At 61.2% G+C, this 26,999-nt stretch carries 20 protein-coding genes; 4 read left to right on the forward strand and 16 right to left on the reverse strand.

Annotated elements, in window-relative coordinates; genetic code table 11:
* Positions 1-2: 2 nt before the first annotated feature.
* From U5A65_RS02375 to U5A65_RS02415, 9 genes are all read right to left on the reverse strand, one after another.
* Positions 3-1,433 carry an efflux transporter outer membrane subunit gene (locus tag U5A65_RS02375; protein ID WP_321945370.1) on the reverse strand — a complete coding sequence of 477 codons (1,431 nt, stop codon included), beginning with the start codon at positions 1,431-1,433 and terminating at the stop codon, positions 3-5.
* Positions 1,430-4,645, reverse strand: a complete 3,216-nt coding sequence (locus tag U5A65_RS02380) for an efflux RND transporter permease subunit (RefSeq protein ID WP_321945371.1) — start codon at positions 4,643-4,645, stop codon at positions 1,430-1,432. Before U5A65_RS02380 ends, U5A65_RS02375 begins: the two co-directional genes overlap by 4 nt.
* A 9-nt stretch (positions 4,646-4,654) precedes the next feature.
* The gene (locus U5A65_RS02385; RefSeq protein WP_415764038.1) at positions 4,655-5,905 is read right to left on the reverse strand and encodes an efflux RND transporter periplasmic adaptor subunit; all 1,251 of its coding nucleotides are present in this window, start codon (positions 5,903-5,905) and stop codon (positions 4,655-4,657) included.
* Between the two features lie 160 nt (positions 5,906-6,065).
* Entirely contained in the window at positions 6,066-7,319 is a 1,254-nt protein-coding gene (locus U5A65_RS02390; RefSeq protein ID WP_321945373.1) for an ATP-binding protein, read from the reverse strand.
* Positions 7,303-8,037: a response regulator gene (locus tag U5A65_RS02395; RefSeq protein WP_321938225.1), complete on the reverse strand. Its 735-nt coding sequence runs from the start codon at positions 8,035-8,037 to the stop codon at positions 7,303-7,305. Before U5A65_RS02395 ends, U5A65_RS02390 begins: the two co-directional genes overlap by 17 nt.
* A 316-nt stretch (positions 8,038-8,353) precedes the next feature.
* Complete coding sequence (locus tag U5A65_RS02400) at positions 8,354-9,064, reverse strand: HAD-IA family hydrolase (protein WP_321945374.1); 711 nt, start codon at positions 9,062-9,064, stop codon at positions 8,354-8,356.
* Positions 9,065-9,249: 185 nt separating this feature from the next.
* A complete protein-coding gene (locus U5A65_RS02405; protein WP_321945375.1) occupies positions 9,250-10,770 on the reverse strand; it encodes a sugar ABC transporter ATP-binding protein in 1,521 nt (506 codons plus the stop codon).
* Between the two features lie 72 nt (positions 10,771-10,842).
* On the reverse strand, positions 10,843-11,823 hold the full coding sequence (locus tag U5A65_RS02410; RefSeq protein ID WP_321917143.1) for a substrate-binding domain-containing protein: 981 nt from the start codon (positions 11,821-11,823) through the stop codon (positions 10,843-10,845).
* Between the two features lie 13 nt (positions 11,824-11,836).
* Entirely contained in the window at positions 11,837-12,880 is a 1,044-nt protein-coding gene (locus U5A65_RS02415) for an ABC transporter permease (RefSeq protein ID WP_321917145.1), read from the reverse strand.
* Between the two features lie 455 nt (positions 12,881-13,335).
* On the opposite strand from U5A65_RS02415, the gene U5A65_RS02420 reads away from it, so the two are divergent.
* On the forward strand, positions 13,336-14,139 hold the full coding sequence (locus U5A65_RS02420; RefSeq protein WP_321945376.1) for a DeoR/GlpR family DNA-binding transcription regulator: 804 nt from the start codon (positions 13,336-13,338) through the stop codon (positions 14,137-14,139).
* A gap of 87 nt (positions 14,140-14,226) precedes the next feature.
* On the opposite strand, the gene zwf is transcribed toward U5A65_RS02420, so the two are convergent.
* From zwf to U5A65_RS02455, 7 genes are all read right to left on the reverse strand, one after another.
* The gene (gene zwf, locus U5A65_RS02425; RefSeq protein WP_321917166.1) at positions 14,227-15,711 is read right to left on the reverse strand and encodes a glucose-6-phosphate dehydrogenase; all 1,485 of its coding nucleotides are present in this window, start codon (positions 15,709-15,711) and stop codon (positions 14,227-14,229) included.
* Positions 15,712-15,883: 172 nt separating this feature from the next.
* Positions 15,884-16,600 (reverse strand): ribulose-phosphate 3-epimerase, encoded by a 717-nt coding sequence (locus U5A65_RS02430; RefSeq protein ID WP_321945377.1) that lies wholly within the window; start codon positions 16,598-16,600, stop codon positions 15,884-15,886.
* 2 nt (positions 16,601-16,602) lie between these two features.
* A complete protein-coding gene (gene xylB, locus U5A65_RS02435; RefSeq protein ID WP_321945378.1) occupies positions 16,603-18,099 on the reverse strand; it encodes a xylulokinase in 1,497 nt (498 codons plus the stop codon).
* Between the two features lie 32 nt (positions 18,100-18,131).
* Positions 18,132-19,169 (reverse strand): NAD(P)-dependent alcohol dehydrogenase, encoded by a 1,038-nt coding sequence (locus U5A65_RS02440; RefSeq protein ID WP_321945379.1) that lies wholly within the window; start codon positions 19,167-19,169, stop codon positions 18,132-18,134.
* A 46-nt stretch (positions 19,170-19,215) separates the two neighbouring features.
* On the reverse strand, positions 19,216-20,169 hold the full coding sequence (locus U5A65_RS02445) for a sugar ABC transporter substrate-binding protein (protein WP_321917152.1): 954 nt from the start codon (positions 20,167-20,169) through the stop codon (positions 19,216-19,218).
* A 101-nt stretch (positions 20,170-20,270) separates the two neighbouring features.
* On the reverse strand, positions 20,271-21,200 hold the full coding sequence (locus tag U5A65_RS02450) for an ABC transporter permease (RefSeq protein ID WP_321945380.1): 930 nt from the start codon (positions 21,198-21,200) through the stop codon (positions 20,271-20,273).
* A gap of 80 nt (positions 21,201-21,280) precedes the next feature.
* Complete coding sequence (locus tag U5A65_RS02455; protein ID WP_321945381.1) at positions 21,281-22,786, reverse strand: sugar ABC transporter ATP-binding protein; 1,506 nt, start codon at positions 22,784-22,786, stop codon at positions 21,281-21,283.
* Positions 22,787-23,230: 444 nt separating this feature from the next.
* Between U5A65_RS02455 and hxlB the strand changes: the two genes are divergently transcribed.
* The 3 genes from hxlB to U5A65_RS02470 all read left to right on the forward strand — a co-directional run bounded on the left by hxlB (position 23,231) and on the right by U5A65_RS02470 (position 26,997).
* Positions 23,231-23,806, forward strand: coding sequence for a 6-phospho-3-hexuloisomerase (hxlB, locus tag U5A65_RS02460; RefSeq protein ID WP_321917156.1), 576 nt, complete (start codon positions 23,231-23,233; stop codon positions 23,804-23,806).
* An 855-nt stretch (positions 23,807-24,661) separates the two neighbouring features.
* Positions 24,662-25,561 carry a hypothetical protein gene (locus tag U5A65_RS02465; RefSeq protein WP_321945382.1) on the forward strand — a complete coding sequence of 300 codons (900 nt, stop codon included), beginning with the start codon at positions 24,662-24,664 and terminating at the stop codon, positions 25,559-25,561.
* The gene (locus U5A65_RS02470; RefSeq protein WP_321945383.1) at positions 25,561-26,997 is read left to right on the forward strand and encodes a hypothetical protein; all 1,437 of its coding nucleotides are present in this window, start codon (positions 25,561-25,563) and stop codon (positions 26,995-26,997) included. Before U5A65_RS02465 ends, U5A65_RS02470 begins: the two co-directional genes overlap by 1 nt.
* Positions 26,998-26,999: the final 2 nt, after the last annotated feature.

The following is a 26,999-nucleotide window of genomic DNA, read 5'->3' on the forward strand; positions in this document are numbered from 1 at the left end:
GATTATCCCGGAGCCGCGCTCGCTTGCGCCGTCACGCTCGTCTCGCTCCACCCTCCCCCGAGCGCCTTATAGAGCGTGATCAGATTGGAAAGCTGCGAGAGCGTGTCAGTGACGAGTTGCTCCTGCGCCGTGTAAAGCGAGCGTTGCGCATCAAGCAGCGTCAAGAAGCTGTCCGTGCCGCGCTGATAGCGCGCCTGCGCAATGTCGTAGTACTGCTGCGCAGCCATGACATACTCGCGGTCGGCCAGCGTTTGTGCGACGTAGGTGCTGCGCCCCGCCAGACCATTCGCCACTTCCTTGAACGCGGTCTGAATGGCCTTTTCGTAGTCGGCGATGTCGATGTTCTTCTCGATCTTCGCGACATCGAGCGCGGCCTTGTTGTAGCCGTAGTCGAAAATCGGCATCGTGATCGTCGGTGCAAACGTCCATGCGCCGCTACCGGCCTTGAAGAGATCAGTGAGGCTCGTGCTCGATGCGCCTGCCGACGCGGTCAATTCGATTTTCGGAAAGAACGCCGCGCGCGCCGCACCGATATTCGCATTCGCCGCCTTCAGCGTATGCTCTGCCTCGACGATGTCTGGCCGCCGCGCGAGCAGATCCGAAGGCACGCCTTCGCCGATATCGGCAAGCATCGACTGGCTGGTCATCAAAGTGCCACCCTGCGGCAGATCGTCGGGCAGCGGGCTGCCAATGCTCGCCGCGAGATTGTTCTGGTCCTGCGCGACGGCACGCGTATAGGAGGCCAGGCTCGAGCGCGCACTCGCGAGTGTGGTGCGCGCCTGCTGCACATCCTGCATCGACGCGCTGCCACGGTTCATCATCTGCAGCGTCAAGTCATAGGTGTTCTGATCCGCCTCGACGGTGCGGCTCGTGATCGCCAGGCTCTCTTCGTCCGCCAGCAGTTGCAGATAGTCGGTCGCGACCGTCGCAATCAGGCTCAGCTGGGTACTCGTGCGCGCGGCGTCGGTCGAGAGATATTCTTCGAGCGCTTGCCGCTTGAGGGAGCGCAGCCGGCCAAAGAAGTCGATTTCCCATGCCGATATCCCCACGCCCGCGGTGCTCGACGAGGTGACCGCACCGTCTGTGCGTTCACGCGTGAACGACCCCGACGCATCGACTTCCGGAGCGAGATTCGCACGCGCAATGCGGTACTTCGCTTCATATTCCTCGACGTTGAGCACGGCAACACGCATGTCGCGATTGTTCGCCAGCGCCAGTTCGATCAGCCGTTGCAGGCGCGGATCCTTGAAGAAGTCTCGCCAGCCTGTATCGGCGGCGAACGGCGCACTGGTGGCTTTCGCCGCGACGCTTTGGTAGGCGTCGCCGGCCGGCCACGCCGATGTGACGGGCGCGTCGGGCCGCTGATAGGCGGGATCGAGCGTGCACGCGCACAGCGCCGCCGCAACGAGCGCGCTCAGGAGCTTGAGTTTCATGCTTCTCCCTCCCGCGACGGGCGGGTTTGATGCGGGTGGCCGTGCTCGCCGAACAGGCGGCGCACGACGACGAAGAACACCGGTACGAAGAAAATGGCGAGCACGGTGGCGGAAATCATGCCGCCCGCGACGCCCGTGCCAATGGCATGACGCGCGTTGGCGCCCGCGCCCGAACTCACCACGAGCGGCAGCACACCGAACACGAAGGCGAGCGACGTCATGAGGATCGGCCGCAAACGCATATGCGCCGCCTTGATCACCGCATCGATCATGGCGTGGCCCTCGGCTTGCAGGTCCTTGGCGAATTCCACGATCAGAATCGCGTTCTTGGTCGCAAGCCCGACGGTCGCGAGCAGTCCCACCTTGAAATAGATGTCGTTTTCGAGGCCGCGCAGATGGGCGGCCACGAGCGCACCGAGCACGCCGAGCGGCACCACCAGAATCACTGCGATCGGCACCGACCAGCTTTCATAAAGTGCCGCAAGGCAGAGGAACACGACGATGATCGATACCGCGTAGAGCCAGGCGGCCTGCGAGCCCGCCTGCACCTCCTGATACGACTGGCCGGTCCATTCGACGCCAAACCCGCCCGGCAACTGCTTCGCGATGTTCAGCACGGCCGCCATGGCGTCGCCGGTGCTGGCGCCCATGCCCGTTTGCGCCGACATGCCCATTGCCAGTTGCCGGTTGTAACGCTCGATCTGCGGCGGCCCGAAGCCCCAACGGCTCGTCGCGAACGCGGAGAACGGCACCATGACCGAGTCATACCCCGTGCCCGAAGTCGATGAAGCGGACGAGGAAGACGTACTCGCATCGGAAGAAGTCGATGACGAAGACGACGACGTGCTCGCACGCACGAACCAGCTGCCGATATCGGCGGGCATCATGCGGTACTGTGCGTCCGACTGAACGTAGACCTTTTGAATACGGCCCGTGTCGATATAGTTGTTCACGTAGGCCGAGCCGAACGCCGTCTGCAGCGTGTCGTTGATATCGGCAACCGATAGCCCGAGCGCCGAGGCCTTCTCGCGGTCGATATCGACCTGAAGCTCCGGCGTGTCCTCGAGCCCCGCCGGGCGCACCATGGCCAGTGCGTGTTCCTTCGCCGCGAGCTGCATGAACTGGTTGCGCGCCGCGAGCAGCTTCGCGTGCCCCTGCCCGGCACGGTCCTCGATTTCGAAGTTCAGGCCGCTTTGCGTGCCAAGCTCCTGGATTGCCGGCGGACTCAGCACGAACGTCTGGGCGTCGCGATTCGCGCCCAGCCTGCGGTTCGCGCGAGCGATGATCGCGGCGGCACTGTCATTGCGGCCGCGCTGCTTCCAGTCCTTCAGCGCCACGAAGGCGAACGCGTTGTTCTGGCCTTGACCGTTGAAGCTGAAACCATTCACCGTAATCATCTGTGCAACGCCGGGCTCGTCGTGCAGGAAGTACTGCTCCGCAGCCTCGACCGCCTTGAGCGTGCGCGAAGCGGGTGTGCCGACCGGCGTGCTGATGGAAACGATGACGAAACCCTGGTCTTCGTCGGGCAGATACGATGAAGGCAGCGTCACATACAGCAGGGCAACCAGCACGCCCACGAAGCCATAGACGAACATCCAGCGCAGCGGCCGGCCGACAATGCGCGAAAGCACGCCGCTGTACCGCTCGTTTCCAGAAGAAAACTTGCGATTGAACCAGCCGAAGAATCCGCGTTTCTCGCGGTGCTCACCTTCCACCGGTCGCAGCAGCGTCGCGCACAGCGCCGGCGTGAGGGTGAGCGCCAGGATCACGGAAAGCACCATCGCCGAGACGATCGTGATCGAGAACTGGCGATAGATCGCGCCGGTCGAGCCCGAGAAAAACGCCATCGGAATGAACACAGCCGTCAGCACGGTCGTCACGCCGACCAGCGCGCCTGTGATCTGCCCCATGGCCTTTTGCGTGGCCTCGCGCGGCCCCAGCCGCTCCTCGCTCATGAGACGCTCGACGTTTTCGACCACGACAATCGCGTCGTCCACGAGCAGGCCGATGGCGAGCACCATCGCGAACATCGAGAGCACGTTGATCGAGAAGCCGATGACAGCCATCACGCCGAATGTGCCGAGCAGCGCGACCGGCACCACGATCGTCGGAATGAGCGTCGCACGCACGTTCTGCAGGAAGACATACATCACGATGAACACGAGCACGATCGCTTCGAGCAGCGTCTTGACGACTTCCTCGATCGAAATCTGCACGAACGGCGTGGTGTCGTACGGAATGTTAACCTGCACGTCTTTCGGCAATTGCGGCTCGATTTCGGCGAGCTTCGCCCGGACCTCGCGCGCCACTTCCATGGCGTTCGCGCCGGTCGCGAGTTTGATCGCCATGGCCGCGGCCGGCTTGCCGTTGTAGCGCGACGACGTGTCGTAGCTGTCACCGCCCACTTCTACACGCGCAACGTCCTTCAGACGCACCTGCGAGCCGTCGCTGTTCACGCGCAGCAAAATGTTGCCGAACTGGTCGGCGGTCGTAAGCAGTCCGGACGAGCGGATTGTCGCGTTGATCGCCTGCGAATCGGTAGCGGGCGCGCCGCCCACCTGGCCCACCGAGAGCTGCACGTTCTGGTTCGACACCGCCGTGGTCACGTCCGACGTCATCAGACCGAAGCTGCGCAGCTTGACCGGATCGAGCCAGATGCGCATCGCGTGCTGCGCGCCGAAAAGCGTGACGTCGCCCACGCCGTTGAGTTGCGAAAGGGGGTCCTCGATCTGCGTGGCAACGATGTTGCCGAGATCGATCGAGTTATACGTTCCGCCCGGCGAGGAGAGCGAGACGATCATCATGAAATTCGTCGACGCCTTGGCCACCTGAATGCCCTGCTCCTGCACCGTTTCCGGCAACGAGGACGTGGCCTGGCTGACCTTGTTCTGCACCTGCACCTGGGCGATGTCGGGATTGGTGCCTGGCCTGAACGTGAGCGTAATCGTGCCTTGCCCCGCCGAACTGCTGGTGGACGACATGTACAGCACGTTGTCGATGCCACTGAGCTTCTGCTCGATCACCTGGGTGACGGTGGCGGCAACGGTGTCCGCAGACGCGCCCGGGTAGGTCGCCGTGACCTGCACCGAGGGCGGCGCGATCGTGGGATATTGCTGGACCGGCAGCGTCGTGATTGCCGCCGTACCCAAGAGCATGATGACGATCGCGATAACCCAGGCAAGGATGGGCCGCTTGATGAAGAATTGAGCCATGCGCGCCCCTTACCGCTGCGCGAGCGGTGCGGCAGCGGCAGCAGCGGACGCGCCGCTCGATGCCGATGCCGATGCTGCAGCCGCGCTATCGTCGGCGACCTTCACCGCGGCGCCCACGCGCACGCCTTGCAACCCGCTCACGACCACGCGGTCGCCCGTGTGCAACCCGTCGCTGACGATCCACTGATCGCCGTACGCAGTGTCGGCCTTCACATTCGCCTTTTGCACCTTCGAAGACGCGTCCACGACATACACACTTGCCTGGCCGTCCGAGCCGCGCGTGACCGCGATTTGCGGCACGAGAATCGCACTGTCGTTCTCCCCTTCGCCGAGCTTCGCGCGCACGAACATACCCGGGAGCAATTCGCGCTCGGGGTTCGGGAAGATCGTGCGCAGCGTGACCGAGCCGGTGGTGGCATCGACGGTGATACCGGAAAATTGCAGCGTTCCCGGATGCGCGTAAGGCGTGCCGTCTTCGAGCTGCAGACTGACTTCCGCGCCGTTCTCGCCCGCGCGCTTCAGTTTCCCCGACGCCAGCGCCTTGCGCAGCGCAAGCCATTCCGAACTGGAGCGGGTGACGTCGAGATACATCTGGTCGAACGCCTGAATCGTGGCGAGCGCGGTCGTCTGCTCCGACGTGACGAGCGCGCCCTCGGTCACGCTCGATGCGCCGATGCGCCCTGAGATCGGCGCGGTGATGCGCGTGCGGTCGAGGTTGACCCGCGCGGATTCGAGCGAGGCCTCGTCAGCGATCACGTCGGCCTCGTCTTCGCGCACCGCGGCGACGGCGTCGTCATAGTCCTGCTGGCTCACGGCCTTGATCTTCACGAGATCGGCGTAGCGGTCGGCCTTGGTCTTCGCCGAGGCGAGCGTCGCGCGCGCCTTGGCCAGCGTGCCGCGCGCCTGGTCGTAACTCGCCTGATACGAAGCCGGATCGATCTGATAGAGCACCTGGCCTGCCTTGACGTCCGCGCCCTCCACGAACAGCCGCTTCTGCACGATCCCGCCGATCTGCGGCCTGACGTCCGAAACCTTGAGCGCCGAGAGACGGCCAGACAGCTCCGCCGTCATCACGACGCGCTGCGGCGCGATCGTCAGCACGCCCACTTCGGCGGTTTGCATGCCGGGCGGCGGCCCGTCGTGGCGACTGCATGCGGAGACGAAGATCAGACAAACGCCGCACAAGGCGGTGAGCATGCGGCGCCCGGTGACACACGAACGCCTGGTCGCTCTCACGGGTAGCGAGATATTGGTATGCATAGTTTGCGAGAGTGTTGGAAGGTCGCATCGCGTGTAGCGAAGCGCGTCAAAACGATTGACCATCCCTGAGCGGCTGCCAACTCGGGATCACGCGGTCAACTAGTACTACTGAATGAATTCAGACTTGATACGTTTTGGTCGCTCAAGTGCGTGTCGAAAACTACGCTTTGAATGTCATCGAAACGCTCAGCCCGCCACCTGGCGCGTTGGCGATGGTCAGGGTTCCGCCCAGTGTGCGCACCAGCCGCCTGACGATTGCAAGACCCAGACCGCAGCTCGCGTTGCCGCCGCGCGCCGGGTCGAGCCGCACAAACGGGAGCTGGATGGACGCAAGTGTGTGCTCGGGTACGCCCTGCCCGTGGTCGCGAATGCGCAGCAGCCAGGCGCCGCCCTCCTTGCGGGTCATGATCTCGACGGGCGGCGCGCCATGCACCATCGCGTTCTGCACGAGATTCTGCACGATGCGTTCGACTTCGAGACCCGGCAAGCAGAAGCGCTCGCCCGCCTGGAGATCGAGCACGACCAGCTCGCCGGCATCCGGCTCCTCGGCAATCAGCCCGCCATAGTCGCGGCGGCAAATCTCATCCACGCTGGCGAGCGGCGACGGCTCGAACGTATCGCGCGAGAAGTCCAGAAACTGATTGACGATGCGTGACATCGATTCCGCGTCGCGAAGGAAGGCGGCGCGATCGTCGTCATCGCCCAGCATGTCCGCGCGCACCTGCATGCGTGTAATCGGCGCGCGCAAGTCGTGCGCAAGGCCCGCCAGCATGACCGCGCGCTCGCGCTCGGTCTCGGACAACGCGCCTGCCATCTCGTTGAAATTCGCGGTCAGTTCGCGGATTTCGTTCGGTCCGCTCAGCGGCAAATCCTTGAAACCGCCCCGAATGCGGAATTCCCGGGTGGCGCGCGCGAGCGCCCGCACCGGCTTTTGAAGCTGCCAGGCAAACGCGAGCGCGCTCACCACGGCGAACACGAGCATCAAAAGCGACGCGCTCAAGAAGCGGGCTGGCGGCATAAAGCCTTGTGGCAACACAATTGTGTAGGGCGCGCCGCTCACGTCGACCGTAATCATGCCGTCCTTGCGGGCCCATACACGGCTTCCCGCAGGCAGCCGCGCACTCAAAGCGTTCTCGATCGGGTGCATGCCGTTGCTGCAATCGCCCGTGCAACCCGTGCCGGCTGCGGTGCGGGGCAAGTACTGGATGCCCAGATCGCTGGCGATCAGCGGCGAGAGCGCGGCATCGTGCTCACGCACAGTCACTGCGGTCTTGACGGCCTGCGAGACGTGCATCACTTCCAGCGTCGCCCTTTCCCGGTCGACGAGCAGGAGGAACGTGACGTGAAGCAGCACGATCAGCCCGACCGTCATCGCGGCCAGGCGCAGAAACAGCGTGTTAAATGGGCGTTTCATCGTTCGTTTGCTCCGGCACGAACACGTAGCCCACGCCGCGAATCGTTTGAATGAAGCGCGGTTGGGCCGGGTCCTCCTCGACGACTCGGCGCAGCCTCAGTATCTCCACGTAGAGGCTCCGCTCGCTTGCCGTGCTGTCCGGGCCGTCCAGCAAGCGCACGATGTCTTCGCGACTGAGTGGCTCCATGGGGCGAGACACGAGGATCTCCAGCAGCTTGTACTCGCGCGCGCCAATCTTGACGGGCTGCCCGTCGCGAAGCAGCGTGCGCCCCGTGGAAGCGAGCTCGAAGCTGCCGAACGCGTTGCGCGGCCGCGCCGCTTGAGCGGGATTGCGGGGCACGTGCCGGTGGTGCCGCAGAACCGCATGAATGCGCGCCAGCAGTTCCTTGGGCATGAACGGCTTGCCGAGGTAGTCGTCGGCACCCAGCTCCAGGCCAATGATGCGATCCACGTCTTCGGCGCGGGCGGTCAGCATGATAACGGGCGTGGTCGTGCCTTCCGCGCGCAAACGATTCAGCGCCGCGAGACCGTCGACCTTGGGCATCATGAGGTCGAGGACGACGATGGTGGGCCGGATACGATCGATCGTGCGCGCCAGATCAACCGCCGAATGCAAAGCCGTGAATTCGCAGCCGTGCAAGCGGAAGAATTTTCCGATCAACTGGCAGAGGTCTGCGTCGTCGTCGACGAACAATACGTGAATGGGTAGGTCTGACATCGTGAAGCTGTCTGGATTCGCGTCCTGGAGATGAAAGTGGGCGAGACCTCATCTTCCACAAATGAGACGCGCATGTGTTAACGAATTCTTTCACCGGCTTGACGGTCCCGGCAGCGCGCCCATGAGGTACGACGCGGCAGTGCCGTCGAACCCGTATCCTCCACGTAACGATGAACGCCTTTGCCAGCGAAGTCCGCGCCGCTTCCGGTGTGCAGCGGGGGAAGGTTCGACTGCTGGCAAGTATCCTCTCAAAAGAACGCACCTGGATCGACAGCACGCAGTTACATTTTTGTAATATTGCCGCGCTGCGTATGACTTATGACCTGTCGCGCGCATCCTCGACGCTCAGGCGTGAATGGCGCTCAGCGCTCCACACTTGCACGAGGGAAGGGAGTTCAGACATCGTGTGAAAAGTCCGTGTCGCTCCGATGCGCAACAGCCTTTCGCCTTGAGCCACCGGATGATGCGCCGTTCCAGTAAATCCGAAAACCGTCATTCCGGCAGCCATAGCGGCCGTTGCGCCAGCCACGCTGTCCTCGACCACGAGGCAGCTTTCGGGCCGCACACCGAGGCGGCCAGCCGCCATCAAGTACACGTCCGGCGCAGGCTTTGGATTCGGCACCCTATCTGCGGTGAAGAGGCGATTTGCAAAGAACGCGCCCAAGCCCGTGCGTTCAAGGACCGCGCGGACATAAGTCGAAGTACTGTTGCTCGCGCACGCCTTGGTCAGCGGGATGTTGTCCAATGCGATCGCGATGCCGTCGACCATCGGCGCCGTGACCGCCTCTTGCTGCACGATGCGGTGTATGACCGCAATATCGTCGGTGGACAATGTCCTGCCAACTGCGCTCGCCACCTCCAACAAGAGCCTTTCTGTCTGCACGCCAAGGAGCGGTGTCACAACATCATGCAATTCGACGCCAGGCCATCGCGCTTCCAGCTCCCGCACGAGCACTGCCCCGGCAATCGCCTCGCTATTGATTAGCACCCCGTCACAATCACAAATGAGTGCAAGCGTATCGTTCATGCGCTACCCCCTTCTAGCCTGCATGAGTGCGTGCGATAAGCGCGCCGCGTTAAATCTCAAGTGATACGACGCAGTTGATGGGCACGCCCGGGCCCACGCTGCAGCTATAGCGACCAGCGAATCAGCGTATAGAATCAGCGCCGGCCCATGCGAGATGAACAGCCGGCCGGCACCGCGAGGCGCCATCACGCCGCGTTCGACTCGCCGCTCCACGCTGCCTTGCGCAGGCCCGCAATGCTCAACGCTTCCGGCGGCACGGGGGCGCCATCGCAGCTGCCCTGATGGAACACGAGCACACGGTCTGCAATCTCGAGAAGCTCTTCCTCTTCACTCGACACAACGACGACACAGCGACCCTCGGCGGCCATGCGGCGGATAATCGCGTAGATGTCGGCCTTCGCGCCAATGTCGACGCCCTTCGTCGGCTCGTCGAGCAAAACGAGCCGGGCGTCTTGACCGATGACGCGCGCGAGCAAGACCTTCTGCTGGTTGCCGCCGGACAGCGATTTAATAGGACCGCGAAGGTTGCCTCGTGTGTTCATCTCCACCAGAATCCGGTTGGCACTTTTCGCTGCGGCGCCATGGTCCACGAGCGCGCGCTTTCTGAACCGCTGCAGGATCGGCAACGTTGCGTTTGAGAAGCTCGACATCAGCGGCACGATGCCGTCCTTCTTGCGCTCCTCCGTCAGATAGCCCACGCCCTCGTCGATTGCGTGCGCGGGGCTGCGCGCGCAATAGGGCTTCCCCGCTACCCGGACCTCTCCGCTCGCGACGTCCTCCAGGCCAAACAGGGTCCGGCAAAAACGGGTACGTCCGGCGCCAGCCAGTCCGTAGATGCCGACAATCTCGCCCGGCCAGGCCTGAAGCGAAACATCGCGCAGGCGCGACGTCGACAGATTACGGACCTCAAGATACGGCGCAGCGGTTTTATCGACGAGCGTTCTCGACGAGCGCTCGCCTTCCTCCAGGGAGGGAGCCGCGTCGCCGACAATCGCGTCGATGATGTCCTGCTTCGCGATCTGGCTTTTGGCGTGATAGATCACCTTCCCGCCACACATCACCGTTGCCTCGTCGCAAACGCCGAGCACCTCGTCGAGCTTGTGCGAGACCAGAACGACGCCGATTTTCTTCTCACGCGCGATACGCCGAACCGATTGCAGAAGCGCCTCTGCCTGCGCGCCCTCAAGCGCGGTGGTCGGCTCATCCAGAAAGAGGAATCGTGCGTCCCTGTCCAGATTCGCAACGACTTCCAGCATCTGCTTGTCCGGATGCGACAAGTCCCTGACGAGACTGAGCGGGTCTACCTTGAGCTTGTACTCGTGCAGCACCTGCCGGGTGTGCTCTTTCATCGCCGCTTCGTCGAGCAATCCCCCCTTTCTGAGTTCGCGGCCCAGAAAGAGGTTCTGCCACACCGTCATGCCGGGAATGAGCCGCAGCTCCTGATAGACGCAGGCAATGCCCTGTTGTAACGCATCGCGCGGTGAAGACAGGGAGACGGATTCGTCGCCAATGAGCAATTCGCCGGAGTCCTGCTGGTTGACGCCCGCGAGGATTTTGAGCAGCGTGGACTTGCCCGCTCCGTTGTGGCCAAACAGCCCGTGGATTTCTCCGGGCACAACCTCGAAGTCAACACCACGCAGCACGGGTACGCCGGCAAAGGAGACCTTGATGTCGAGGGCGCGATAGCATCGGTTACTGTTGCTCATTGCTCGATTCCCAATCCCAACACGAAAATGAGGCGGCGCATAACGCCACTGTATCCAGTGGCGTCACGTGCATCAGTAGGCCTGGCCAACGACCTGACCGGCGTTGTCCTTGTTGACGAGCAGCGGGGGGCTGTTCACCATGGCCGTCGTCTGCTTGCCCGCAAGCTGATCGTTCACGCTGTCGACCAGCAGTGAGGCAAGTCGCACGGGTTCCTGAATGGCTCCCGCGCGCAGAATATCGCCGGACTGAATCTGCTTCACGCCTTCCTTGTCGACGAACGCATAGAGCTTCACCTTGTCTTTCAGGCCAAGCTGGTTGATGGCAGCCAACGCGCCCAACGCGGAGGGTTCAGTATCGGAATACACCACCGTCATGTTGGGATTGCCCTGCAGCATTTCCGTCGTGACCTTCAGAGACGTGGTTTCCTCCACCTTGCCGTTGACGAGCGCGACGACCTTCATGTTCGGGTTGGCGGCAATGGCCTGCTTGAAACCATCGTCACGTGCATTCGCCGCAATGGAGGTGGGTTCGCCAACGATGCCGATGACCGCGTTGGCCTTCTCACCCAGGTCCTTCAACAGCTGCTGGCCAATGAACACGCCGCCCGCCTTCTGGTCGGTCTGCACGCCCTGCACGATGTGCGCGCCCTGCTGCTTCATCCCGTCGGCGTCCGGCAGGATGTTGATGGCGAACGCGGGAATGTTGGCCTTGTTCAACTCGGAGATGACTGAGACGCACGGCCCCGAACTCACGCAGTTCACCGCGACGGCGTCCACCCTCTTCTGGATGAAGCTTTGCACTTCCGAGAGTTCGCGCGCATCGTCGTTATCCGCGATCGAGACCTCCACACTCATTCCCTTCGCGGCGCCGCTGTCCTCGAAGCTTTTCTTCATGGCAACGTAGTATGGGTTCGTGAGATTCGGAAGCACCACCCCAAGGGTTTTCTTGCCCGCGCTGGACGCGCTGGCGTCGGGATGGCGATTGCAACCGGAGATACCCAGCGCGAGCGCGGAGCAAATGAGGCCGAGAGCGACGACTTGATGGTTTCGCATGCTATTCACCTGGTTAGGACGTGCTTTTCAACGAGTCAGTGGGCTGAGCAAACGTGCGCTCTTTGCGCGACTTGAGCCAGGGAAAGCTGATTCGCTTGTTCGAACGCATCGTATCGAGCGTTACGCCAATCAAAATGATCAAACCGATGACCAGCGGTTGCCAGTAGGCGCTGACGTTCAGCACGTTCATCAGATTCGAGATTGCGGCAATGAGCATCGCGCCAATCATCGCGCCCACAATGCTGCCGCTGCCGCCGAAAAGGCTGACACCGCCAACCACGGCGCCTGCAATCGAGAAGAACAACTCGTCACCGCGGCCGGCGGTGGGATAGCCAGTCATCAAGCGCGAGCCGTAGATGAGGCCACCTGCCGCCGCGCACAAACCAGACACCGAATAGACGAACAACGTGACGCGCGGAACGCTGATGCCAGACAGGCGCGCAGCATCCGCGTTGCCGCCCACTGCGTAGATGTGCGTGCCCGTAACCGTGCGTTTCAGGAGCACCGCGGCCAGGACGATCGCAACAAGCAAGGCAAGCACCGGGAACGGCACGCCGAATGGCCGCGATTGACCAATCAGGCTGTAACCAATCTGCGTGACGCGGATGGACTCTGCGCCGGTAATGATTTGCGGGATGGATGCCGCAACGCCCATCGTCGCGAAGGTCACGATAAAGGGCGGCACACCCGTGCGCTCGATAATCCAGCCGTTCACCATCCCCGCAAGCGCCCCAATAACGAGAACAAGCGGGACGGCAAGTTGCCACGGCAACCCCAGGCTCTGCATGAGCAGTGCGCCGACAACACAGGTCATTGCCACGATGGAACCGCAGGAAAGGTCGATGCCGCCGGTCAGAAGCACGAACGACTGCCCGAGGCACAGGAAGCCAATCACGGCTCCATTGAGCAAGAGCACCATCATGTTCGACACGGTGAGAAAGTTCGGCGTGGCAATAAAGCCGCCGAGCATGACCACGAAGAACACCGCGGCGATTCCCGCTTCGGGCGGCAGCCGAAACTGGCGCTTGGTTGTCCCAGGTGATTCAAGATTGCTCATGTTTGTCTCCTGATATGGCGAAGCATCTAAAGCGTGTGCGTCGACGTGCTGCCGCGAAATCGCCGGGTGCGTCTGCGCGCGCTCTGGCTCCGCTGCTTTGCCGTAGGTCACTGACGCCGGGAGGCCGCTCAAGTGATGTTCTACGTCAACCACATCCTAATCGATAAAAGTGAGAGTTTCAACTAAATGTTAGAGATATATACAAATCGATTGACGTGCGAATCAGGGGGAAATCTGGACGTTGCACGCCAGCATTGGCCTGAAGCGCGCCACACAGGGGAAATGAGCAAAGGGCCTGATCAACCGGGGAAACGGGGCCAAGTGTCAATTCGCGCGGTTCTAGTGGTGGAACTCGAACCACTGACACTTTGAACCCGCCCGCAGCCGTTACAATTGAAGTAGAATGTTCGAGATTGAACATATCTCGAACCAGGCTGCGACCGACCGATCCGTCGATGTCGCTCTGCACGGAACATCATCTTTCTATGGCTAGCAAAGAGCAGCGGTCCGACCAGATCCTCGATATGGTCGACACCAGGCACTTCATGAGCATTGGCGATCTGGCGAAGGCACTGGACGTGTCCGAGATGACCATTCGCCGTGATGTGCGCGACCTGGCGGACATCGGCAAGGTTCGTACGGTGTACGGTGGCGTGGCGTCGCTCGAGAACGCGGGCACGGTCGCGAACTACAACGCGCAGACCGAACGCAGCCAGCATGCCGACGAGAAGCGGCGGATTGCCCTGGCGGCCAGCAAGCTGCTCACTCCGGGCGATGTGGTCATTCTCGATTCGGGCACCACGGTCCAGCAACTCGCCGAGTGCCTGCCTGCCGAAGGCGCCTACACCTTCATCTGTTACAGCCTGAACACCATCAACGTGCTGGCCAAGCGGGAAGAGACAACGGTAATTTCGCTCGGCGGTGTGCTTTCGACCAAGTCCTTCACGTTCTCTGGACCCGACGCAGTCCAGGCGATGCAACGGTATCGCGCCAACAAGGCCTTTATCGGCGCGACGGGATACGAGCTCAAGCATGGCCTTACCTGCAGCTATGTCGAAGACTGCTCGTGGAAGCAGGCTGCAATGCAATGCAGCGTCGAGCGCATCCTGCTGGTGGATTCGTCCAAGTTCGGAAAGGTGTCCACCTGCAGCTTCGCCGACGTGGACGACTTCGACAGGGTGATAACCGATTCCCATGTCCCGGACCGTTACCGGCTCGACCTCGAGACGAAAGGTCTCAAGGTACTCATCGCCGATTGACCGGCGGCCGTTTCCCGAACGTTCGCGGGCGCACCCGCTGGCAAGCCCGCGAACTTCGCACCCGCCTGCGGGCAGCGCCCTGCACCATCAGCTCTCCTCCTCCAGCCAGCAGGTGCCTTCACGGGCAAGCAGCGCGCTCGCCGCGGCGGGCCCCCATGTGCCGGCCGCATAGGGCTTGGGCGCCGTGAGAGACCGGTTCCAGTCTTCCAGTATCGGGGCGACCCACTTCCATGCCGCTTCCTGCTCGTCGCGTCGCACGAAGAGCGCAAGCCGTCCCGCGATGACATCGAGCAGCAAGCGCTGATACGCTTCCATCCTGTCGCGCAGAAAGAAGCGGTCGAACGCGAGGTCGAGATAGACGCCTCGCAAATCCATACCCATACCCGGCACCTTCCCGAGCACGTTGAGCCGGACCGACTCGTTCGGTTGCAGCCGGATGGTGAGCCGGTTCGATCCGGCTCGCAACGGCATGGCGCCGAGCGCCGAATGCGGCACCGGCCGGAAGTTGACGACAATTTCCGCTACCCGACCGGCCAGACGCTTGCCCGTTCGCAGGAAGAAAGGCACGCCGGACCATCGCCAGTTTTCGATTTCGACTTTCAGCGCGACGAACGTTTCCGTGACGCTGTCGTGCGACACGCCCGGCTCCTCGGCGTAGCCAGGAGCAGGCGCGCCGCCGCTGACACCCGCGCGATATTGCCCGCGCACCACGTTCTGCCGGATGTCTTCTTCGCGCAGCGGCTTCAACGCCCGTAGCACGCGCAGCTTTTCGTCCCGCACAGCATCTGCATCCATGGAATGCGGCGGCTCCATCGCGACGATCGAGAGCAGCTGCAACAGGTGGTTCTGCACCATGTCGCGCAGGGCGCCCGTCTTGTCGTAGAAGTCGCCACGGCGCTCCACGCCCAGTTCCTCAGCCACGGTTATCTGGATGCTCTCGACCCACTCCCGGCGCCAAAGCGGCTCAAACAACACATTGCCGAAGCGCAGCGCAAACATGTTCTGGACCGCCTCTTTGCCGAGATAGTGGTCGATCCGGTAAATCTGGTCCTCGGTGAAGATTGCGCCGACCGCGTCATTGATCGCTTGCGACGACGCCAGGTCATGACCAAGCGGTTTCTCGAGCACCACGCGCGCATGCTCGGTCAGCCCTGCAGCGGCGAGACCCTCGCATATCGGCACGAAGAGCGAGGGCCCTGTCGCGAGATAGAAGATGCGTTGGGACCGGAGCATCCCCGGTACATCCCGAAGCACGGCGAAGTCATCGGCACGACTGGCGTCAAGCGCCACATAGGTGATGCGCCCGAGAAAGCTAAGCCACGCATCGTCGTCAACGCCTGATGCAACCATGGCGACCAGCGGCTTCACGTGTTCGTTGACCCACTGGATATAGCCATGCTGATCAAGCGCAGTCTGAGCAACGGGAATGATGCGCCCGCCCTCGCCCAACGTGCCATCGCGATGCGCGGCATAGAGCGCCGGCAAAATCTTGCGCATGGCGAGGTCTCCCGTGCCGCCAATGAGCACGAAGGAAAATGCGTTCGCAGTGGGTGACCTGGAGAACGTTGCCATAGGTGTTCTTCTAAGACAGAGAGGGTTGGCGATTAAATGGAAACGCGCGAGGTGCAGCGCCTCGACGGGCAGGCCGAGGTCGAGATGGCTGTAGCCGGACGGCCGAGATTCAATCGTGCGCTGTTGGCCTGGAGCCAAACCATTCGAAGCGCTCCACGGCAGACGCGGCGGCTTATGAACCGGCGTTCATGGATGCCGTCGCCGTCACTGCACGCCGAAGTTCGGCAAGCTCTGCGAGGCCCGCTGCGGGCGATTCTCTGGAGATGCACATGCTGCCCGCCACGAACATGTCGACCGATGGAGCGAGCTTGCGAATGGTGTCCTTCGACACGCGGCCGTCGATTTCAATGGCCGTTTCAAGTCCCCGTTGTTGAATCATCTCGCGCAGGGCGAGAATCTTTCGCTCGGTATAGGGCACCTGCGACTCACCTGGAACGCCGGCATAGCCCGGGTTGGTGAGCATCAACAGCACGGTATCGCAGCGCTCGAGAACATAGTCGAGCGCATTGAGCGGCGTCGACGGTTTCAGTGCTACACCGGCACGCACGCCCGCCGACCGGATGTGATTGAGCATCCTGTCGACATGCGGCTCCGATTCAATCTGAAACGTGAGCTGCTGCACGCCGATGTCAAGAAGCGCGTCGATGAAGTAGTCGTGCCGCGTTGCCATGACGTGCGCATCGAGCGCGAGGTCAGTCTTTCGCCGCAGCTGAGCGATGGTCTCGATGCCCAGCGGCATGCTCGGGCTGAAATGCCCATCGAGGACGTCGAGATGCACGACGTCCAGTCCAGCCGCAGCGATGCCCTGCACCTCACGTTCGAGATTGCAAAGGTCGAATGTGATGAGCGAAGGCGCAATGAGACAGGATTTTTGCCAGGCGATTTCCACGGTCAGCTCGCCTCGAAGTCTTCGTTCGCGATGGTGTCCGTGAACGCGGCGAAGAGTTCCTTGTATCGCGCTGCCACTTCCGGGCGCGGCTTCGCTGCGCGCGTTTCGTCCAGTTCGACGTACTTCTCGCAGACGTCGTATAGCGTGACGTCCGCACCCTTTGCGCGCTGATGCACGGTCAGGGCGAGCAGCGCGGCGGCATACGCACCGCCCTCGTCGCACTTCACGCGAATGACGTCGACATCGAAAACATCCGCGAGTATCTGGCGCCAGGCTGCGCTGTTCGCACCGCCACCGGTCAGGCGGAACTGCTGCGCGCGCTCGAAGCTCTGTGAAAGAAGCTCATAGCCCCATTTCAAACCGAACGCGACCGCTTCGGCGCCGGCGCGCATCAGATTCGCGCGGGTCATGTTGTCTGCCGACAGCCCTTTGATGACGCCACGCGCGCGGGGCAGCGCCGGAATGCGTTCGCCGCTGAAGTACGGGAACATGCGCACGCCGCCTGCGCCCGGGTTCGCCGAGGCGATGAGCGTCTCGACCTCCGCGATCTCCACTTCGAAGAGCTGTTGCAGCAGCGTGGTCGTCGACGTCGCGTTCATCGTCGCGATTGTGGGCAACCAGCCGCCGTCAAGACCGCAGAACACGTAAATGCTGGGGTCGACCGAGTCGGTCAAGCGGTCCGCATGGAGGTTGAGCACGCCCGATGTGCCGAGACCGAGCGTCGCGCGTCCCGCGGCGACGTTGCCTGTGCCCAGCGCACCCATGACGTTGTCGCCGGAACCACATGCAACGAGCGTCCCGGGCGAGAATCCGAATTCCGCCGCCACCTCGGGGCGCACGGTACCGAGCGCGTCGAGTGGCGAAACGATGCGCGGCAGAGCCCGTTCGAGCCTGCCAGTCGGGTCGATCAGGCCGGCCATGTGCTTCGACCACGTACGGGAGGCCACGTCGAAATAACCGGTACCGGACGCCTCACCGGCATCCGTTGCATATTCGCCGGTCAGCCAGAAGTTGACGTAGTCGTGAGGCAGAAGAACATGTTCCACCTGCTCCCAGGTCTGAGGCTCGTGTTCTCTGACCCACGCCACCTTGGACGCCGTGAAGCCGACAGGAATCGTGGTTCCAATCAGACTGCGAATGCGACGCTCGCCACCTGCCGCGTTGAATAGCGTCTCATTCGCCTCGGTGGTCTCCGTGTCGTTCCACAGCTTCACGTTGCGTACCACGGCGCCCTTGCCGTCCAGCATGACAAGCCCGTGCTGCTGGCCGGATACTGCAATTGCCGAAACGTCGGCGGGACTGCGCGAGGTCTGTGCGAACAGTTGCTTGAGCGCCTGACGCAGGGCCGTAATCCACCACTCCGCCTTTTGCTCCCGGCGGCCATTGGCTTCGGAAATAATCGGGTGGCTGGCATGACCGCGGGCCACAAGGGCGCCGCTCTCAGGGTCCAACAAAACGACTTTCGTTCCTTGCGTTCCGCAGTCGATGCCGAGATACATTCGAGACCTCTATTTCCTGAAAGTGAATTGCGTTACTGCACGTCGATGAGAACCTTGATGACGTCCGGCTGCGCGGACGCCGCGAGATCGAACGCCTCGATGCTGTCCTTGAACGCGTAGCGGCGCGAAATCAACGGCTTGACGTTGATCTGGCCGGATGCGATCAGGGCAATCGAACGCTCATAGTCATTTGCGTAACGGAAAATGCCGACCGTTTCGATCTCCTTGACCTGCATGGCGACGATATCCATCGGGACGAGGTCCTGCGGCATGCCGACGAACACGAGCTTGCCGGCCGGACGCAGGCAGTGCGGCGCCGCCGCGATGGCTTTCGCGTTGCCGCTGCAGTCGACAAACAGGTCTGCGCCGTTCGTAAAGTGCTCGAGGACGAATTCCTTCAGGTCCGTCTTCGCCACGTTGCACGTGATGAGCCGCTCACCATAGTTTTCGGACAGGAAGTCGAGCTTCTCCTGCTTCACGTCGGTGATGATGACGCGGCTGGCCCCGGAAGCCAGCAGCGCGAGCGCCATCAGCGAGCCAATCGTGCCGGCTCCGGCAACGACCGCCGTGTCGCCCGGCGCGATGCCAACCTTGCGGGCGACATGGGTACCCGAGGTCAGCGGCTCGGCCAGCACCGCCTCTTCGAGACTGACGTTGTCCGGCAGCTTGAACGTGAGGCTCGCCGGGTGAACGACCGACTCGCGCAGCACGCCATGAATCGGCGGCGTTGCCCAGAACCGGATGCCCGGGTCGAGGTGGTAGTTGCCCTGCATGGCTTCGGGCGAGTTCGGGTCGAAGATGCCCGGCTCCATTGCCACACGGTCGCCGACCTTGAGGTTCTTCACCGCGCTGCCGACTTCGGCGATGACGCCGCTCGCTTCGTGCCCGAGGACCATCGGCTCATTCACGATGAAGTCACCAATGCGGCCGTGCTTGTAGTAGTGGACGTCACTGCCGCAAACGCCGACCTTGGCAATCTTGATGCGCACGTCGTTGGGGCCGAGCGACTCTTCGATTGCGATGTCGCGAATCTGAAGATTGTCTTTTTCCTCGAGGACCAAGGCTTTCATGTCATTTCCTTTCAGTTAGTCGGTTCGGTTGGCCGCTACGAAACCGTTACTTGATGTCGCCCAGCTTCTTGTGGAGTGCGATGCATTCGTCCACGTTCGCCTTCGTGTAGAGAACGGTCCCTTCGACCTGATGCAGATCCGTCTGCTTGTGGGTCAAAATATCGTGTGCCATTGCCATCGACTTCTGGGCCAGTTCGTCCGCGCTCTGAAGGGCGGTCGACGTCATCTTGCCTTGCTTGATGAGCAAACAGGCTTCACCGGTTCCGTCGGTTCCGTACACCAGCGGGAACGGCTGCATGCCAGAACCCTTGAGCGCTTCGACCGCACCGGCTGCCATGTTGTCGTTCATCGAAATCACGGCATCGATCTTGGGGTTCGCCTGAATCCAGTCCTCCATCAACTGCATGGCCTCATCCTTGTTCCAGTTCGCCGTTTGCTCCGCGACGATTTTCACGTCCGGACGCCTCGCGAAGAATTCCTTCTGCCACGCGTCACGACGGCCAAGCGAGTGCGGGTTGCCCGGGGGCCCGAGCAGAACCACGACCTTGGCGTTCTTCGGCACTTCCTTCAAGGCGAGCTGTGCGTTGACTTGCCCGAGCAGATACGGACTGGAGTCGACAGAAGGAATCGCGTCGTCCGAGAACTTCGGATTCGTCGCGACGAACTTGACGCCCTTCGCCATCGCGTTCTTGACCGGGCCGTGCTGCACTGCGGGGTCGTACGGCTGGATGATGACGAGGTCGTACTTGTTCGTGACGGCGTTCTCGATGTTCGACTGCATGACCGAGTTTTGGCTCTGGCCGTCGAACACCGTCAGCTGGATGTCCGGGTACTGCTTCGCTTCCTTGACCATGGCGTTCGCGAGCCACGCTGCGAACGAGTCGCTCTGCGCACGGGCGAGGTACGCGACACGATACTTCGCGTTCTCCGCGACCGCCGCACCGCTTGCGGCGAACACACCCAGCGCCACCGCGCACACCATCAGCTTCTTCAACTTCATGTTGTGTCTCCTTCAGATTAGACGTTATGCACTCTTCATGTGAGTAGGGAAAACCGACACCTGCAGAAAACCTTGCACTGCTAACTGCACTGCCGACTCAGCTAGCTGGTCGCCGCCGTCGGCTTTTCGGTAGAGCCACGCTTCGCGACCTTCTTTTTCTTTCCGTGCTTCGATGAGATGTCGTATGCCACTGCGAGAACGATGATGCCGCCCTTGATAATCTGCTGGAGGTACGACTGGACGCCGAGCAGATTCATGATGTTTCCGAGGAAGCCCATGATGAATGCGCCTGCGAGCGTGCCAATCGCTGTTCCGATGCCGCCGGAGAAGCTGGTGCCGCCGATGATCGCGGCCGTCATCGCGTCGAACTCGAAGCCGATGCCGGCATTCGGCAGGCCTGCGTTGACACGCGACATGTAGAGCACGCCGGCCAGTCCCACGAGTGCGCCGTTCAGCAGGAAGGCTGCCATCTTGATGCGGGAAATCCGGATGCCGGAGGCACGGGCCGCTTCCTGGTTGCCGCCGATGGCGTAGATGTATCGACCAAGACGCGTATGGTTCAGGACATACCAGGTCAGCAGGGCAATCACCACGAGGAAAATGACTGGCGACGGAACACCGAGCACAGAACCCTGGCCCCAGCCAGTGAACGTGTCCAGCTCATAGATGTTCTGACCGCTCGTCATCATCAGCGCGGCACCGCGCGCGGCGGTCTGCATTGCCAGCGTTGCGATGAACGCCGGCGTATTGAAGCGGGTGACAATCCAGCCGTTCACCAGGCCGCACGCCGAGCCAATCGCGATGCCAACGATCATCGACGGCACGAACATGCCGGTCGCCTTGAAGAACATCACGGAAAGCAAGCCGGAGAGCGCAAGCACGGAGCCCGCCGAAAGGTCAATGAGGCCGCAGATGATGAGCAGCGTTTGACCGAATGCCAGAATCGTCGTAATTGAAATCTGGCGAGAGATATTCAGAAAGTTGGTGGTGGAGAGGAACACTGGGCTAATGATCGAACTCACCACGATCATTGCAACCAGAATCAGATAAATGCTGTACCGGCCGTTTGTGAACAGCGTCCAGCGAGCGGGTACGCTACGCGTTGCAGTATTCAATTTTCGTCTCCACCAAGGGTTGCCAGGCGCATGATTCCTTCCTGGCTGAATTCAGGCTCTTTCAGTTCTCCACTGATTCGTCCGTTTGCCATCACATAGATGCGGTCGCAAATGGCAATCAGCTCGGAGAGCTCCGACGAGATGACCACTACGGCGCGCCCTTCCTGCGCAAGCTCGAAGATGATTTTGTAGATCTCGAACTTCGCACCGACATCGATGCCGCGCGTCGGTTCATCGAGAATCAGGATTTCCGGGTCGCAGAGCATCCACTTCGCGAGCATCACCTTCTGCTGGTTGCCGCCGCTAAGCAGGCCAATCTGCGTGTTGAAATTCGGCGCCTTGACCTTCATGCGGCTGCTCACACCATCGATCAGACGCTTCTCGGTTTTCGCATCCCGGTAACCGCGTTTGAAGAACTTGTTGAGCGAAACGAGACCCGTGTTCTCGGTGATGCTGCGCATGGGAACGATGCCGTAGCGCTTTCGGTCTTCGGACAGCATGGCGATCCTGAGCCGGATCGCGTCCTGTACATGGCGGATACGAACCGGCTGACCGTGCACGTTGATTTCACCTTGCGTGTACGGGTCAAGGCCGAAGACGGTGCGCACGACCTCCGTGCGACCCGCACCCATGAGGCCAGCCAGGCCAATGATTTCGCCTTTGCGCACATTGAAGCTGACATCCGAAAAGCGCTCGTCGTCGCCAAGGCCCTTGACTTCGAGCGCAGTGGCGCCCAACTTTCGCTGCGGCTTCTCGGGATAAACGTTGTCGAGCTTGCGACCGACCATCATCTGAATGATGGTGTCGACGTCAATCTCGCTCGCGGGCCGCGTGCCGACGTGGGTGCCGTCGCGGATAACGGAAATATCGTCTGCAATGCGAAAGAGTTCGTCGAAGCGGTGCGAAATGTAGACAATGCCCGCGCCATTTTCCCGAAGCTCATTGATCTTCTTGAAGAGAACATCGACCTCTTTCGACGTGATCGCCGAGGTGGGCTCGTCGAAGATGATGATGTTCGCTTCGCGCGACACCGCCTTCATGATTTCGAGCATCTGAAGGTCCGACACACTCAGCTCCTTGAGCTTCGTGTCGGGACGGTAATGCAGGCCTTCCCGCTCGAGCAGCGCCTTCGCGTCCGCATAAACCTTCTTCCAGTCAATCGAGCCGATGCGGGTTCTCGGTTCGTCGCCGAGAAAGAGCGACTGCGCAACGGTGATTTCCGGAATGTAGTTGAGCTCCTGCGTGACCATCGAGATCTTGAGTCGACGCGCCGTTAGCGGGCTGTCGATCGTGACCTTCTCCCCGCCGACATAAATCTCGCCGGCGTCGGGCTGGTAGATGCCGCTGACGATCTTCATGAGCGTGGATTTGCCCGCTCCGTTTTCGCCGCATATCACGTGGACCGAACCCTTGCGCACAGAGAAGCCCATGTCCTTGAGCGCAATGACGCCCGGGAACCGCTTCTCGATTCCACGCAATTCCAGGATTGGTGTGTCTCCCATCTTCATCGCCTTATATCTGTGTACAAGGAATGGCACTCAGGCCTGCCGTTCGGCCTGGCGCTCCGGAGCGCAGGGTTACATGTCGCGCTCCAGCATCGCCGCTTTGCTTAACCATGAACACACTCTACATGCGCGAAGTTCAACAATCAACATTAATGTTCTAGTATCACCAGTATTGATTTGGGGACCGAACCACCATTGAAAGCCTCCAAATTCGAGCAACACGCTTATTCTCTGGGACTTTTAGCTGATTTCGCACACCCTCTAGCGTCCGCCTCGACCCAGGGAATGCACCAGGTTAAATGGTGTAACTTCACCATCATGAATTCTTGGTGTTATAGTTAGCCCAACAGACGGGACTTTCTCGCCGACCGGAATGCCGCCGCAGAGGAAGACCGCTCCGGGCGCCGGACTCCACTAACCTGACGAGAACGAAGTGCGACCATGACCGACTTGAAGCAACTGGAGGTACCGAGCCTGGCGGGCGAGATACTCGGTGAAATCCACGCCTCCCTCCGCGATGTCAATTCCGCGGACCTTGACTCGCTTGTCGCCGAAATCGAGCGTGCTCCGCGCGTGTTCTGCCTCGGAGCCGGCAGGTCGGGCATCCTGTTGCAGGCGTTCTGCATGCGGCTGAACCACCTCGGCTTCGAGGCGTATATGGCGGGCGGCCTGCCCTGTCCTCCGGTGGCCGCCAGGGACCTGATCATCGTTGCCTCGGGGTCAGGCGAAACTCGCAGCGTGTCGGCCGTACTGGAACAGGGCCGACGAGCGGGAGCGCGCGTCGCGCTCTTCACGGCGCGCCGCACTGGCGCTCGCTCGATGACGGCAGACGTAACCGTGAGAATTCCTGCTCCCGCCGATCTCGTGAACGGCGAACAAGGCCAAAGCCTTCAACCCATGCGCACGCTGTTCGAACAGGTGTTCTTCCTGCTCTGCGAAGCAGTCGTATGCCTGCTGAAAATCAAGAAGGGAATTGGCGAAGACGAAATGGCGCAGAGACATGCCAATCTCGAATGAGCGCCCCCGCGGCATCGTTGAAGGTCATGCCAGGCGCGCGGGCTTTGTCGCAAGCTGCGACCAGCCAGTCTCGAAGACGAGCGATCTGGAATTGACCGAACCCCTGCCGGGCCGGTTGTCATCCTTCGCACTTGCAAACCGAAGTTGGCATCTCCCAACCCGAAGTGCCAACACTCGTATGCATACCTAACATCCTATTTTCGGAAATTCTAATCGCTGAGCGGTATCATCCAGCGCTCGCCAAAGTCCTCTGCGCCCTTCGCTTCTTCAGCAACTCCGATGTTTGTAAATGAACTGAACGATGAGTCCGGCGAGAAAACGGCACGGCGACAGTGTGACGCGATCGCCGATCATTTGCAGTCGTCCGCGCATGAATGCGTGAACATCGATCTACTCACCAGCAGGCGTGAAGCGTCCGTACCAACGCGTGTGAAGCTGCTGTGACTGGATGCGCAACAACGTACAACTTGAGGCTCAGCGCACGCTGAGATCCACCCACGCGGCGAGCGGCAAATCCTTGCGTGGCGAAGTCAACAGCACGCGCTCGACGGAACCGTAATTTTTCGTTCTATCGCTTCGGATGTCGATCAAAAATTCCTGGGCAACAACAAAGCATTCTTTGATTTTCTATTTAAATATCTGTTGTCCTCTATATTTTGCATTATGCTCGTGTAGTGCATCGCCAGAAGCCACGGGTAATTAGTGCGCTCGCCGTGCTCGGGTGCGTTCGTCGGATAGGCGCACCGGACAAGTCCATGCCGCTCCGAATTTCGTCTTATAAAAAGGTGGAACGTACGTCCGTGACACCGCGGCCTTCTGCATCGAACGCTCGAACCCAAGAGGGATAGGACAAACATGTCGGCCAAATGGAAGCAGCGCAGAAACAGTGAGCTCGCAGGTGCGGGCAGACGCAAGACAGAGCAACGGGCGTTTGCCACGGCAAATAGCCAGGCGATCGACGGGGTCGTCAAGGATCTCGGCCCAGACCCAGGCTCGAATGCGGGTGGCGGCGCGTGCGTTGTATTCAACATGAGCAATGAGAACATCACCAAGTTTTGCGCCGTGCATGGCGGACCGGGTGTGAAAGCGTATCTGAACGCCTACGATCTCGAGGCGCTGTCGATCAGAACCGGCGCGACGCCGAAGCAGGTGTCCGAGCGTCGCCGGAAGGTCGATCACGCCGTGCAAAAAATCACGGGCATTCCCGCGCAGGACATCTATTTCGGCGCGGTCGAAGTGAATGGGAGCGGCATGCGCTTCTACGGCGATTATTGCCTCGTCTTGAAGGTCGCGCGTGCCAGCGAGTGGGTGCTCGACCGCAATTCCTGGGATATCGCACGGCCGCCGCTGGCAAACGGCAACCTGCTCGACGGACCCATGCAATGGGCTGTTCAATCGATATCGGGAAAATGGGACGAAGACCTGGCGCACATGCTCGTCGTCAAGGTGTTCACAAGTGTGCGGGTATCGTCCCGCAGGCTGACGACCGGGCAGATCTCGAATGCGGTCTTGAACGACGAAGACTATCTCGAAGTGCTTCGCCAGGGCAGCTTCAGCGCGGACGATGTGGCCGAAGTACGCACGTCTGCTACCGAATCGGCGCGGGATGCGTCGATAGGAGACCGTGCGGCGCATGGCCCCATCCCCTCATTCGCCGAGTTGCAATGGCGGCAACGGCGTCTCCAAGCGGAGCGCGCATTGAATCAGCGCAACCTCGACGTTCGAGTGGTGACTGCACCTGGAAGGATCCGATAATGACCCGAGCCTGGTACATCGACACGATCGACGCGCGCTCGGGCTATGCATTCGCAAGCCATCGGGTGCAGGATCTGAATGACACGACCGCCCTGTTCGACAGCACGGACACCTTCTTTATCGAAGCACCGCAATTCGTGCCGGAACGCGTCAGCTCCAGAGCGGTATCGTTCGGCGCGGCTCGCGCAAGCTTCCAGACGGGCCTCTTCTTCGACGTCGACAATGAAGTCGCGTTCCCGACGCTGAGCGCAGTCGCCGAATTCGTGCGGCGCGCATATGGCAGCGGCGGCAGCACCGACGACGACGGCGGATCTACGCCTGCGCCGTTCGTGCCGCCGACACCGAAAGACGGAGATGGGGAAGCGGTCAGTTCAGAACCACCTTTCGATGGTCCGTCGTTTGGCAACGGGGTACTTTCATTCGACTCGTTCGACCCGGTCGCCCCATTGATTAATGGACATCAAGATTTTCTCGGCAAGGTCGGGAATGCCGTTAATGGCGGGCCGGTTCTCTCGGGAGACGCGTTCGCGAGGTTGAACGACGCGGCTTCGGCGGGAGACGGCCGGGGTTGTGCCGCACGCCTAGGCCGCGCGGCGCTCCGACTGGCGATCCACATACTTTCCTTTCCAGAAGAAACTGACCGGCACAATCGAAGACGCCTGCACATGTCCGCGCGAAGCGTGCTCCGGTGCATTAGCGAGATGCGTCTTTTGCCGGCCATGTACCTGCAGCTTCAACAAGATAGCTCTTTTTCGGCACGCATCGCTGCCTTGATCAGAGACTATTACCAGTTGCCCGCTTATCAAGATTTCTACGAGAGCCCTTGGGCCACAATTCTCCCGTTGCAAGATCCGGCGGTGGCGGTCAACATGCTGGCGACTTTTCTCGTTCTGGGCCGCGGACAGCCGAGCCACGAGTATAACCACTTCTTCGAAGCGATCTTCCGGTCATATCGTCGGCTCTCGTTCGACAGAGGACCTTCTGTCGACCGTTTCGCGGACCTCGCTCGCGTCGTTATTCCCGACCATCTGATACCGGCCGAATATCGCCCGGCGAAAGCCGCGCCATCGCTTCGACATCTGCTGGCGTTCGCATGCAACTCGCTCGCGCAGATTCCGAAGGGCACGGATGTAGAAACGTTCGAGCTTCTGTTGTTCGGCGCGTGTTACCTGAGCAGCAATGTCGTCAATCTGCCGTTGGAATTCGCGGCATACGAACACCACTGGTACGACTACGAGGCACTGGGCTTCGACCCTGACGAGGACGCCTTGCTGCGTGTCATGACCGCATTGCCCTGGCTAAAGAGCAATTTGCCGCAATACGCATTTCACCGTGACGTGGAGGAGTTCATCGCAAAGACGGCGACCCTATCGCCCAATGCGCCGAGAAGCGAATCCTCCGACCCTGCGTTCAGTTCCGGCGATCTTCCGGACTGAAC

This window comes from Paraburkholderia sp. J10-1, from assembly GCF_905220165.1.
Taxonomy (GTDB): Bacteria; Pseudomonadota; Gammaproteobacteria; order Burkholderiales; family Burkholderiaceae; genus Paraburkholderia.

What these genes read in the sequence shown, in the direction of transcription:
- U5A65_RS02415 (WP_321917145.1), bottom strand. Translation starts at nt 12,880, where the DNA reads ATGAGCAATCTTGAATCACCTGGGACAACCAAGCGCCAGTTTCGGCTG.
- U5A65_RS02390 (WP_321945373.1), bottom strand. Translation starts at nt 7,319, where the DNA reads ATGAAACGCCCATTTAACACGCTGTTTCTGCGCCTGGCCGCGATGACG.
- U5A65_RS02450 (WP_321945380.1), bottom strand. Translation starts at nt 21,200, where the DNA reads ATGATCGTGGTGAGTTCGATCATTAGCCCAGTGTTCCTCTCCACCACC.
- U5A65_RS02405 (WP_321945375.1), bottom strand. Translation starts at nt 10,770, where the DNA reads ATGAGCAACAGTAACCGATGCTATCGCGCCCTCGACATCAAGGTCTCC.
- U5A65_RS02375 (WP_321945370.1), bottom strand. Translation starts at nt 1,433, where the DNA reads ATGAAACTCAAGCTCCTGAGCGCGCTCGTTGCGGCGGCGCTGTGCGCG.
- U5A65_RS02380 (WP_321945371.1), bottom strand. Translation starts at nt 4,645, where the DNA reads ATGGCTCAATTCTTCATCAAGCGGCCCATCCTTGCCTGGGTTATCGCG.
- xylB (WP_321945378.1), bottom strand. Translation starts at nt 18,099, where the DNA reads ATGTATCTCGGCATCGACTGCGGAACGCAAGGAACGAAAGTCGTTTTG.
- U5A65_RS02470 (WP_321945383.1), top strand. Translation starts at nt 25,561, where the DNA reads ATGACCCGAGCCTGGTACATCGACACGATCGACGCGCGCTCGGGCTAT.
- U5A65_RS02445 (WP_321917152.1), bottom strand. Translation starts at nt 20,169, where the DNA reads ATGAAGTTGAAGAAGCTGATGGTGTGCGCGGTGGCGCTGGGTGTGTTC.
- U5A65_RS02465 (WP_321945382.1), top strand. Translation starts at nt 24,662, where the DNA reads ATGTCGGCCAAATGGAAGCAGCGCAGAAACAGTGAGCTCGCAGGTGCG.
- U5A65_RS02420 (WP_321945376.1), top strand. Translation starts at nt 13,336, where the DNA reads ATGTCGCTCTGCACGGAACATCATCTTTCTATGGCTAGCAAAGAGCAG.
- hxlB (WP_321917156.1), top strand. Translation starts at nt 23,231, where the DNA reads ATGACCGACTTGAAGCAACTGGAGGTACCGAGCCTGGCGGGCGAGATA.
- U5A65_RS02410 (WP_321917143.1), bottom strand. Translation starts at nt 11,823, where the DNA reads ATGCGAAACCATCAAGTCGTCGCTCTCGGCCTCATTTGCTCCGCGCTC.
- U5A65_RS02400 (WP_321945374.1), bottom strand. Translation starts at nt 9,064, where the DNA reads ATGAACGATACGCTTGCACTCATTTGTGATTGTGACGGGGTGCTAATC.
- U5A65_RS02395 (WP_321938225.1), bottom strand. Translation starts at nt 8,037, where the DNA reads ATGTCAGACCTACCCATTCACGTATTGTTCGTCGACGACGACGCAGAC.
- U5A65_RS02455 (WP_321945381.1), bottom strand. Translation starts at nt 22,786, where the DNA reads ATGGGAGACACACCAATCCTGGAATTGCGTGGAATCGAGAAGCGGTTC.
- U5A65_RS02440 (WP_321945379.1), bottom strand. Translation starts at nt 19,169, where the DNA reads ATGAAAGCCTTGGTCCTCGAGGAAAAAGACAATCTTCAGATTCGCGAC.
- zwf (WP_321917166.1), bottom strand. Translation starts at nt 15,711, where the DNA reads ATGGCAACGTTCTCCAGGTCACCCACTGCGAACGCATTTTCCTTCGTG.
- U5A65_RS02385 (WP_415764038.1), bottom strand. Translation starts at nt 5,905, where the DNA reads ATGCATACCAATATCTCGCTACCCGTGAGAGCGACCAGGCGTTCGTGT.